Below are 11,695 nucleotides of genomic sequence, written 5' to 3' on the forward strand. Positions count from 1 at the left end.
GCATATCTTCGTTCTTAGCATCGGTATATGATCTTGAAGTGCCATAATAGTCTGGTTTATAAATAGGTGATTGTTGAAACGTCGAACGATAGGTCGCCGGTCTGGCCATAGGGCACGTCGACCTGCATCAGCTTGGCTACCGTCGGGGACGGCGGAACGATCTCCGGCAGCTTCTGTGCCAAGACCGAAGCTGTGGACAGGAATGCAAAAGGCTTAACATTTTGGTGATGTGTGTTTTCATAAACTATGGTATTTGTGATTTTTATAATTCTCATAAATAAATGCAATACATCAATAACATTTGGTTAACAATTGTGAATGAAATGGTATGTAAATTTATTACTCCCCTTTTGAAAAAAACTGTGGTTTTTGCACAGAAAAACTAAGCAAAAACCACAATGTTAATTCTCGCTGACCTTATAAATTAGCGTTGAACTTTATTGAGCTCTCCCCTTAGGAGTTCGCCCCGATTTCTTATGGACAGATTTTTGAATACACTTTGCCAACTCCATATTTTTCTATGGACTATTTTGAAGTATTTAAGATTAAAAAAAATATTTACAAGCTTGTAAATGCCTGTAAAATAAAAAGATGGGAAAAGCATCCATCCTTTTACAACTAAATTTATATTGTAAATTATTGTATTACAATTGTTTGTGTTAAAAAGTTAATTTATCAACTATTCTGTACCATTACCATAAAAAACCAATCGAAAGGCACAGTTCTTTTGATGAAACAAAAAGCCATAGCTAAGGTGCTATAGCTTCACTTTTTAAAGGGAATTGAATCGTGTAATTAGCTTAATGCAGTTTTGATCCTATTAACAGCTTCAATAATTTGCTCTTGGGAAGCCGCATAAGAAATCCTTATACAATTGGGATTGCCAAAGGCTTCTCCAGTAACGGTGGCTACATTGGCTTCTTCCAATAAAAACATGGCCATATCAGAGGCATTGTTAATCGTTTTCCCACTAATCGTTTTCCCAAAGTACGCAGATACATTTGGGAAAACATAAAACGCGCCTTCGGGTTCATTGGTTTCAAATCCTTTCACATTTCCAAGAAGCTCCAAAATAAGCTTACGACGTTCCTTAAATTCATCTACCATATATTGAATTCTCGCTGGGTCAGCTTTCAAAGCCGAAATCACAGCACGTTGTGCAATACAATTAGCACCACTCGTCACTTGCCCTTGTATTTTGTTACAGGCTCTAGCAATCCAGTCTGGTGCACCAATATAACCAATTCGCCAACCTGTCATAGCAAAAGCTTTTGACACACCATTTACAGTAATGGTTCTATCGTACATATCATCAAACTGCGCCATGCTGTAATGACTACCAATAAAATTGATATGTTCATAGATTTCATCAGAAACCACATAAATATTTGGATGTTCTTGCAACACATCTGCAATAGCTCTTAATTCATCTTTGCTATAAACGGATCCACTAGGATTGCACGGTGAACTATACCAAATCATTTTGGTTTTAGGAGTAATTGCAGCACTAAGTTGTTCAGCCGTCATTTTAAAGTCGTTCTTAATATCGGTCTTTACTTCAACAGGAACTCCTTCATTAAGTTTTACAATGTCGCTATAACTTACCCAGTATGGACATGGTAAAATCACTTCATCACCTGGGTTCAACATCACGGAGGCTATGTTAAATAATGCTTGTTTGGCACCAGTAGAAACCACAATTTGAGGTTTTGAATAGTCTAGATTATTATCACGCTTAAATTTGGTGATAATAGCTTCCTTTAAATCTACATAGCCGTCTACAGGTGTATAACTGTTATAGTTATCTTTGACAGCATTAATAGCGGCTTCTTTTACAAAGTCAGGAGTATTAAAATCGGGTTCTCCTAGGCTTAATCCAATAATGTCTTTTCCTTCTGCTCTTAATTCTCTGGCTTTTGCAGCCATAGCAAGAGTGGCTGATGTCGATAGATTATTAATTCTATCCGAAAGTTGGTTCATGAGTTAGTTGTAATAGAATTATGCTTGCATCGCTGGTCGCATGCCCATTTCTTTTAAAAATCTAAAATGTGCCGCTATAGCTTTCCTTGTGGTTTTATATTCTTTGTATGGTAAATTAAATTCTTTAGCCGTTTCTTTCACGATTTTTGCTATTTTACCATAGTGAATATGACTGATATGTGGAAAAATATGATGTTCTACCTGATGATTTAAACCACCTGTATACCAGTTAACTAACCAGTTTTTAGCTCCAAAATTTACCGTAGTCTTTAATTGGTGTATGGCCCAAGTGTTTTTCATAGTACCATCTTTCTCTGGCAAGTGCATTTCGGCTTCGTCCATAACATGTGCCAATTGAAAAACAACACTTAATATTAAACCAGCAATGTAGTGCATAATGAAAAAGCCGATAAGAACTTCATACCACGCAAGGTCAGTCAATAATATTGGAAGCAGAATCCACATGGAAAGGTATACCAATTTTGATATCACCAATTTGCTCCAGTTAACAATTGGGTTAGGCAATTTTCCATAGGATAATTTTCGCTTCATGTAGCGTTTCATTTGTTTAAAATCTGTAGTAATTGCCCAATTTATAGTCAATAATCCATAAAGTAAGATGGAATAGTAATGCTGAAATCTATGGTGCTTGTACCACTTCGCATGTTTAGAAAAGCGTAATATTCTTCCGGCTTCTAAATCTTCATCATGACCGTGAATATTGGTGTATGTGTGGTGTAAGACATTATGTTGCACTTGCCAGTTGTATACGTTTCCTGCTAAAATATAGATACTACTACCCATTAAACGATTCACCCACTCTTTATTAGAAAATGAACCATGATTACCATCGTGCATCACATTCATACCAACTCCTGCCATGCCCACACCCATAACAACTGTTAAAAGTATCTGCGCCCAAGTAGGTATATCCAAAGTCAATAATAAAAAATAAGGTGTAAGAAATATAGCAAACATAACGACTGTCTTTACCCAAAGTTGCCAATTGCCTGTACGTTTAATATTATTCTCCTTAAAATAGTTATTAACGCGTTTATTTAAAGTTCTAAAAAATTTAGCTGAATCAACTCTTGAGAAGGATAATGCTTGGTGTGCCATGTATTCTTAATTTTAGCTATAATGTCGGGCTTTTGATAAAAAAAATAATTATCAAAGATAAATAATAATTAAATGTCAGCCTTGTCTGTAACGTTAATTTATCTACATTAAAATTAAGTACTTTTGCCAAAAGTAAAATCGGTGGATTTAATTCTTAAATATTTTCCTGATATAACCACAAATCAGATTAACCAATTTGAGGCACTTGAAGCTTTGTATAAGGATTGGAACACTAAGATCAATGTCGTATCTCGTAAGGATATCGATGAATTATATCTTAGGCATGTACTTCATTCCTTAGGGATTGCTAAGGTCATTAGGTTTAGTGATAATTCTTCGATTTTAGATGTTGGCACAGGAGGTGGATTCCCCGGAATTCCGTTGGCCATTTTATTTCCAGAATGTCAATTTCATCTTGTAGATAGCATCAATAAAAAACTAAAGGTCGTTAATGCTGTCGCCGATACTATCGGGCTTACAAATGTGAGAACAACACATAGTCGGGTAGAAGCCATTGATGAAACTTTTGATTTTATTGTCAGTAGAGCTGTCACTGCGATGCCAGAATTTACAAAATGGGTGAAGGGGAAAATAGCCAAAAAGCAGAAGAATGAAATCAGAAATGGCATCCTTTACCTTAAAGGTGGTGATTTAACTGAAGAGTTGAAGCAATACACTACGGTTAAAGCCTATTTGCTTTCAGATTATTTTGAAGAGGATTTCTTTGAAACTAAAAAGGTCATATATCTACCCCTAAAGTACAAATAAAAAAGCACTCCAATCTGAAGTGCTTTTATCAGTTTGTTTTAGTTTGAACTTAGTTCGCCAAAAACTTGGTAGTAAATGATGTATTATTATCTCCGTTAACTGTCAAAATATAAAACCCTGATGCTAAGTTTACCGGAATTACCGTTCTATTATTAAGTGAAGTTTCGGTATTGAAGACCGTTTTGCCAGTTAAATCAACAATATTGATTGAAGCATTTGTATTTACACTTGAAAGTAAAACGATTTCTTTTTGAATTGGATTTTTTTCAAGTTGAAAAACGATGGATTCATTATCCGAAATTCCTAAAGGCGGGGTGAGAATTTCTGTTAATGCAAAATTGACGTTTGCCTCAGTCAACTCCACATGACCTTCGTTGTCATCAGGTAAAAATGTATTGTCAAATGGAGTAGCATTTGTGGTCGCACGACCTACCAAATCAATACTATGAAACCAGTTGATGTTATCACCGGAAGGCTCATCAGTTATTTCTAGTGCCAATGCACTAACGGATGGAATAAAATTAAACTTGTCAATTTGCAGTGCATTTAAAAAATCTGCAGCTATGCCACCACCTGAGCTTAAGTCACCAGTTAAGGCAGATAAATCAAAGAGTCCACCTGGTGCAGCATCAACGCCGTCGAAATTAACGGTTCCAGAATCTGCAATGGATTCTACATCTGGAAACACTGGGATTGGTGCAAAGAAACGACTCACCTGCACTGGAGTACCAGCTGCTGGTGTAAAGTTAATATCAATTTCTATATCTATGGTAACTGTGCCAAAACCCGTATCCACATCTACAGGAAGCGTGATATCGACAACAGTGAAGCCATTGGTAACTGGTGTAACACCGTCGGCCGCAAAATAAGCGTTGCCAATGCCACTACCATTTATAATAGATACATTTCTTACATTTTGAGGAAACCCATTTGATGTAAATGAATTAATATTCGTTTCAAGTATAGTTCTAAACGGGTGCGGCATCGGTAAAGTAAGCGTTGGATCAAAATCAACTAGGCTTCCACCTAATAAATGGGGTTCAAAATGATCAATTAATAATTGTCTTGCTGCTGGCGTATTCAAGAAACCATCGATTAATGGTTGAGCTTCTGGCACCGGATTTAAATCATTAAATGCCAAATAATTCAATTGATGTTGCAATCCAATAGGAACGTTAGCACCAAGGTGTGGTGAGTCAAAGGAAATAAATAGCCTAGTATCAGCGTCAATGGTGTTTCCCTCCATATAATTGAGTGCATATCTTGTAATTATCCCACCCATACTTGGGCCAATGATTACATTTTGCTCTGGACTGTTTGTTGCTTTAGCCGTATTAATAATATCCAGTAGTTCAACCAATAACATGGCATTACGTTCTATAAAATCGGCACCACCATCAACCGTTGCACCATCAGCAGTACGCAAATAAACAGGGAAATTCAAAATAACCACATCAAAGCCTTGTGCTCTGACCAGATCTGCTAGATTTTGAGAGCCTGAACTTCCTGTAAAGCTCAGCGAATTGTACAAACTAGGAATGTCTCTTGTATCTCCAGGATCAAAACCATCCACAAAGATGATAGGTTTATCCAAAATGCCGTTGTCTGTATCTAAAAATATTTGATACTCACCTTCACCGGGATAATTCGTTGCTTCACCATAGGCTGACAAATCTGGTGTAATTCCAGAAGTAAAAGCTGTTTGCCCTAATAGCAGAGTTGGTAAAAATAATAAGATAAAAAAGTAATTTTTTTTCATATGTAGGGATTTACGTTTTAGACTCAAAAGATACAAAGTTTAGGTAGGCCATAGAATTATTTTAATGTTAATTCTATGAAAAGCAAAAAATCCTTAAAAGCATGAAGCTTCTAAGGATTTGTTTTTCATTTTATTATATCTATTATCCCAAAAAAGGATATCTGTAATCGGTTGGAGTTACAAAAGTTTCCTTAATCAATCGAGGTGATACCCAACGTAATAGGTTTTGGGCACTTCCCGCTTTGTCATTGGTTCCTGACGCTCTGGCTCCACCAAATGGTTGCTGACCAACAACGGCACCAGTAGGTTTGTCATTAATGTAGAAGTTACCAGCTGAATTTTGTAAAGCTTTTGTGGCTTCATCAATGGCGTAACGTTCCGTGGCTATTACTGCACCTGTTAAAGCATACTCGCTAGTTTCGTCAACCAATTTTAAAGTTTCGGAGTACGAATCGTCCTCGTAAACATATATGGTAATCACAGGGCCAAATAGCTCGGTGCACATAGTCGTATACTTTGGGTTTGTTGTCACGATAACCGTTGGTTCAATAAAATACCCTTTGGATTTATCATAGCTACCACCAGCAATAATTTCGGCCTCAGCATCGGCTTTAGCCGCGTCAATGTAACTGGCTAATTTGTCAAAAGAGCCTTCATGAATTACTGCTGTAATAAAATTGCTCATATCTTCTGGTGATCCCATTTTGAACGATGCAATGTCTTCTAAGACGTATTTTTTCACTTCAGACCAAATACCTTTTGGGATATAGGCTCTAGATGCGGCACTACATTTTTGACCTTGAAATTCAAACGCACCCCGAGAAATAGCTGTCGCAACTTGTTTTGCGTTAGCCGATTTATGTGCTATGATAAAATCCTTACCGCCAGTTTCACCTACTATTCTCGGATAAGTTTTGTAGTTGTGAATGTTTTCTCCTATTTGTTTCCAGAGTTCTTTAAATATAAACGTGGAACCAGTAAAATGTAAACCAGAAAAATCTGGGCTAGATAAAACCATGTTAGTAATCATTACTGGGTCTCCAAAAACCACATTGATAACACCATCTGGGACACCAGCTTCTTTAAATACATCCATAATGACTTTGGCAGAATAGATTTGACTGTCGCTTGGCTTCCAAACTACAACATTGCCCATTAAGGCCATACAAGCTGGCAAATTTCCAGATATGGCAGTAAAGTTAAAAGGCGTTACAGCATAAGTAAAACCCTCAAGCGGTCTATATTCAACTCTATTCCAAGCATCACTCGTACTTTCTGGCTGCTCCATGTAAATATCAGTCATAAACTGCACATTGAAACGCAAAAAATCTATCAACTCACAAGCAGCATCAATTTCCGCTTGATGTATAGTTTTAGATTGTGCAATCATGGTTGCCGCATTTATTTTTGCACGATATGGGCCGGCAATCAATTCAGCAGCTTTAAGGAAAATTGCAGCACGTTGTTCCCATGGTAATTGAGACCACGTTTTACGCGCTTCTAGAGCTGTGGCAATGGCTTCTTCAACATGTTGTTGCTCTGCCAAATGATATTCGCCAACCACATGCTGATGATCGTGTGGTGGAGACATGGTTCTGGTGTTTCCAGTTTTAACATCTTTACCATTAATATATAAGGGCACTTCAACTTTGCTATTAAACATTGATTTGTATGCTTCTAAAACGGCTTCACGCTCTGGTGTGCCAGGTGCATAAGACTTTACGGGCTCGTTAACAGCGATTGGTACATTAAAGAATCCTTTTCCCATAATTTGACTATTTTTTTAGTTTGAAATTTGAAGTGCAAAGGTACAATATTTATGAGATATTGTTCGTCTCAAACGTTAGAGTTCTGTGAAAGTTGCATTGATATTTTTTTGTAAGTTGCCACTTAAAATCTTTGAATACCACAATGCCAAAAAATGACGCTTTTATTCTAACCCTAGCCTATCCTGAAACTATTGTATCGCATGCCGACGAATGGTATTCCAAGTTTTTGAGATATGCGTTTATTGGCAGCAAAAATCATGTTAGAGCAGGTCATGCCGCTTTAGTCTTGATTAACAAGAATACTGGTGCTTTGGAGTACCACGACTTTGGACGATACATCACTTCTGAGCCTAATGGCAGAGTTAGAGGAAAAGACACAGATTTTGAGTTGGATTTTCCGCTGATAGCAAAAATTGAAAATGATAAAATCACAAATTTGGATGAGATTTTAAGGTTTTTGGCTACACATCCTAAGTTGACTCATGGTGATGGTGATTTGTATGCCTCAGTTTGTAATGCTGTTGATTATCAATTAGCTCGAACCCACATCGATAATAAGCAAGCCCAAGGCTTTATAAGATATGCAGCCTTTCTAAAGATAGCCAGTAATTGTGCACGTTTTGTGACTGATACTTTGGTCGTTTCGGTAACAGATAAAAAAATTAAAAGGGCATTAGAACGATCAAAATGGTTTACGCCAAGTACCATTGGCAATGTGGTCATTGCCGATACTGAAGATTTTGTGTATTTGGTTTCTGAACAAGGAGAGATTAAAGAATTTAAATCTACTGTTAGTAAAGAAAACAGAAGGCTGTTTTTGGATACATTAAAAGGTTATAACCCGAGTTTAATAGGCACTTTAGAGCCAAAGCATAATAATGTAAAAGCCAAACATGCACAGTGGCTAGGTGGAATAGCGGCAGGCGCCTGGTTTGAATTGCATGATTTGGGTAGCAAATCTGAGTATCGCTTTAGGCGAATTTCACCTTATGGTCATGTCGATTGTAATGCTATTTTTAAAGTAAGGGATGAAAGTTTTGACATTTCTTTTGATTACCAGTTTGTGCATTACTCCAATTGTTTGTTCATTACTATTGAACAAGACTCCAGAACATATCGATTTGATTTTTTTAGAAATGCAGATATTAATTAAGGGCAAAAGGAGCACTTAATTTAAATGAAGGAATATAGACTTTAAACTTACTGGCTTTGGTAAAGTTTACCATATTGTAATGGCCCTGCATGGCACCAAAAGGTGATGTTAACAAACAACCAGAGTTGTATGTGTGTTTTTCACCTGGTTTTAGAACTGGCTTTTTACCGATAACACCTTCACCTTCAATAACCTCTTCATTGTTGAGTGCATCTAGGATTTTCCAGTGACGGGAATTTAATTGAACAGAGTCCTTGCTTTGGTTTTCAATAGTTACTTTGTAACCAAAGGCGAAGTGCACTTTATAATTCTTATAAAATGTACCTTCAAAATTGGTCTCAACGGAAATCTTAATGCCGCTTGTAACTTGTTGTACCATGTTAATTAAAAAAAGTATTTGCTAAAATATAATAAATTTTCATTGAAGCCCTATTTTTTAGGTTAAGTCGTCGTTATTTTTAACATTTTTTCTTCAACGAAAGCTTCAAGCGTTTTAAAAAAATCCAAAACATCATCTTTTTCCAAAACGCTGTTTATAGTCACCATTCTCACAAATTCATCACCATTGAAGGAGCCAAATCCTACCATTAATTTAGAATTTTCATAGAGCGCTGTACACAGTTCCTTAGCTGGCACATCTTTATAATTAAAGCATACTGATATTGAATCCTCAAAACTGTATAGTTTGTAATCGCTATTGTTCTTTATGTAGTCTCTGGCTATTTGTGCCATTTCGAATTGTTTGTCGACGATTTTTTCTAAACCTTTGGTGCCAATAGATTTCCACAGGGTCCAGATTTTTAAGGCATCATTCCTACGGCCACATTGCATAGAAGTTTTACCTAAGTTAAAATCATCTCCATCAGTTTGATATAGATAATCGGCTTCGTTAGAGAAGGAGTGGTGCAATTGCGCTTTGTGTTGAGTTACTATAATAGAACAGCTTAAAGGCGTGCCCAGCATTTTATGTGCATTAATACTAAAAGAGTCCGAAAGTTCTAATTCGTTCAGTAAATGTCTATACCTTCTGCTAAAAATTACTCCGCCACAATAGGCACCATCAACGTGTAACCAAAGCTGATATTTTTTACAAATCTGACTTATGGATTCAACATCATCAAAAGCTCCAAGTACGGTTGTACCAGCCGTAGCATTTACGAAGAAAGGTATATAACCTTCATTGAGGTCATCATGAATCAACTTATCCAAATGTTCAGTGAGCATTTCACCTCTACCATTGGTGTTGACCAATCGTACCTGATTTCTACCCAATCCAGTTAAAGCTGCATTTTTGGAAATAGAATAATGCGAAGTCTCTGAGGTATAAAGCGTCATTTTAGACGAAAGACCTTCAGTTCTAATGGCTTCGTTTTTAGTATCCCTAGCCATAATCATGGCCATCATATTGCTCATGGAACCACCAGGTGCAAATGTGCCATCACTGTCTTCAGGATAACCTGCTAAGGCACAAATGTTTTTCAAAACTTGTTTTTCAATTCCTACTTGAGGGCCTGCGACTTTATAGGTGTACATGCTATTATTAAACATTACCGCTAATAAATCTCCAAGAGTAGCCTTTCCAATTCTACCGCCAAACAACTGATTGAAAAATGACTTAGATGCTGTTTTTGGCGTATTCCTAATAATTCGTTTCAGTGTTTCTTTTAAATCCTCATCAATTAAACCTTCAGCATTTAGGGATAAGTCTAACCTCTGGTATAATTCTGAAGTAGGTATAGGCTCTGCAACAGGCTGACTAATTTCCGATTTAAAAAGCTCATCACACAGTTCTGAGAATAAGGCAATATCGTTTTGCATGCTAAAAACAATTTTAATGTGAAAGATAACAAGAATTTTAGTCTAAAGCTTAAAAAATCCTTACAGCTTTAGTTAGAAATATCCACAGAGGTGGTTTCACCATAACCAATTAACCTATCGAAACGTGCCCCTAAATCTCTATAATATACCAAGACCTTATAATTATTTTCGGTTTGCCAATAATCACCACTTATGGCACCTTCATCTAATTCGTCAGTTTCTTGGTCTACTACCACATATTTGTAATTGTAAAATCCTTGTTTGAGGCGAAAACTAACTTCATACTTGCCTGCTTCACGATTATAATACATTTTGGTCAAAGGCTCTATGGCAAAAGCATTAAAATTGCCATAGACATAAACATCTTTTCCTGTTAATTCATTTTGTGCCAAAGAAAAGTGAACCATCGTATAATCGGCTTCTATGTCCGTATTAAAACGATCGGCTGCAGTAACTTGAAAATTTCCATTAAGATCAGGGTTGTAAGTGTAAGGTCTACCTGTCCGTGGCTCATTTGGGAATAAGTAACTTTGATAGATGTCTTTAAGGTCTATAAATTGTACTCCGACGTTAGAAGTCCGTACATCTTTATTCTCGAACCAAAGGAACTCGTTGCCTCCCCAAAATGCGGATTCGGTATCATAGCGGTAGATGAGTTCGTTACCTAGTGTGTATTGAGGTTTTAAATCTGAAATGGACGTATTGAGATTATTATTCTGAATGATAAGTGTCTTTATCGTTTCGAGCGGGTTATTAAAATTAATGCTGTTGGTGGCAATTGTTAAATCCACAGATTGTATCTCTTCAATTAATGTAACATCCCTCGAACGTTTCACTCTTGCTCCTACATTCACTAAATCCTCATAAATCATAAACTTTCTGCTGAACATAAGCTCATCGTACTCGTCATATATAGAAATCATATAGTTACCGCTTTTTAGTAAGGCTCGTGTCTGGATATTGGGTATTTGTAATTTATAGTGTGAATATACTTGGTAGGTGTTGAATGAATTGTAGTATTCCAAAATACGCTGATTATCCAAACCCCTTAAATATTCTGCTTTAACTAAAACAGAGGGCGTCCAATCAAAATTGAAATGTTCTATGACATAGTAGAAATCTTCTTCATTAGCATTCAAAGCGTCAAACTCTAGGACTAAGGGCTCACCAAGCTTTAAAATGGGTAATTGCCCTTGGGTAGTGTTGCTTTTGAATTTAATGGTCTTTATAAAATCTGGTGGACTTACTTCAGTAGCTTGGGAAACTGATATATGAGGTAGTAGTAAAAGTAAAAGTATGCCGTAAAATGTCTTTTTCATTTCGAGTTTA

Annotated in this window: 9 protein-coding genes; 2 read left to right on the forward strand and 7 right to left on the reverse strand. The window is 36.5% G+C overall.

Going from position 1 to position 11,695, the window contains the following annotated elements:
- Positions 1-795: 795 nt before the first annotated feature.
- Positions 796-1,980 (reverse strand): pyridoxal phosphate-dependent aminotransferase, encoded by a 1,185-nt coding sequence (locus Q0992_RS15290; RefSeq protein ID WP_299526414.1) that lies wholly within the window; start codon positions 1,978-1,980, stop codon positions 796-798.
- A gap of 18 nt (positions 1,981-1,998) precedes the next feature.
- The gene (locus Q0992_RS15295) at positions 1,999-3,099 is read right to left on the reverse strand and encodes an acyl-CoA desaturase (protein ID WP_299526417.1); all 1,101 of its coding nucleotides are present in this window, start codon (positions 3,097-3,099) and stop codon (positions 1,999-2,001) included.
- A gap of 141 nt (positions 3,100-3,240) precedes the next feature.
- On the opposite strand from Q0992_RS15295, the gene rsmG reads away from it, so the two are divergent.
- A complete protein-coding gene (rsmG, locus tag Q0992_RS15300; protein ID WP_299526434.1) occupies positions 3,241-3,867 on the forward strand; it encodes a 16S rRNA (guanine(527)-N(7))-methyltransferase RsmG in 627 nt (208 codons plus the stop codon).
- A 49-nt stretch (positions 3,868-3,916) separates the two neighbouring features.
- Here rsmG and Q0992_RS15305 read toward each other — a convergent pair whose 3' ends face one another.
- Both Q0992_RS15305 and pruA read right to left on the reverse strand, forming a co-directional pair.
- Entirely contained in the window at positions 3,917-5,626 is a 1,710-nt protein-coding gene (locus Q0992_RS15305; RefSeq protein ID WP_299526420.1) for a T9SS type A sorting domain-containing protein, read from the reverse strand.
- Between the two features lie 142 nt (positions 5,627-5,768).
- Positions 5,769-7,394, reverse strand: a complete 1,626-nt coding sequence (gene pruA, locus Q0992_RS15310; RefSeq protein ID WP_299526423.1) for an L-glutamate gamma-semialdehyde dehydrogenase — start codon at positions 7,392-7,394, stop codon at positions 5,769-5,771.
- A gap of 143 nt (positions 7,395-7,537) precedes the next feature.
- Between pruA and Q0992_RS15315 the strand changes: the two genes are divergently transcribed.
- Positions 7,538-8,548: a DUF6695 family protein gene (locus Q0992_RS15315; RefSeq protein WP_299526425.1), complete on the forward strand. Its 1,011-nt coding sequence runs from the start codon at positions 7,538-7,540 to the stop codon at positions 8,546-8,548.
- Here the strand turns inward: Q0992_RS15315 and apaG are convergent.
- From apaG to Q0992_RS15330, 3 genes are all read right to left on the reverse strand, one after another.
- The gene (gene apaG / locus Q0992_RS15320; protein WP_299526428.1) at positions 8,541-8,927 is read right to left on the reverse strand and encodes a Co2+/Mg2+ efflux protein ApaG; all 387 of its coding nucleotides are present in this window, start codon (positions 8,925-8,927) and stop codon (positions 8,541-8,543) included. The genes Q0992_RS15315 and apaG overlap by 8 nt on opposite strands.
- 62 nt (positions 8,928-8,989) lie before the next feature.
- The gene (locus Q0992_RS15325) at positions 8,990-10,366 is read right to left on the reverse strand and encodes an aminotransferase class V-fold PLP-dependent enzyme (RefSeq protein ID WP_299526431.1); all 1,377 of its coding nucleotides are present in this window, start codon (positions 10,364-10,366) and stop codon (positions 8,990-8,992) included.
- A 68-nt stretch (positions 10,367-10,434) separates the two neighbouring features.
- Positions 10,435-11,695 (reverse strand): DUF5103 domain-containing protein (locus tag Q0992_RS15330; protein ID WP_367277970.1); only part of this gene is annotated, 1,261 nt, incomplete at its 5' end.

Source organism: Winogradskyella sp., from assembly GCF_028289625.1.
Lineage (GTDB): Bacteria > Bacteroidota > Bacteroidia > Flavobacteriales > Flavobacteriaceae > Winogradskyella.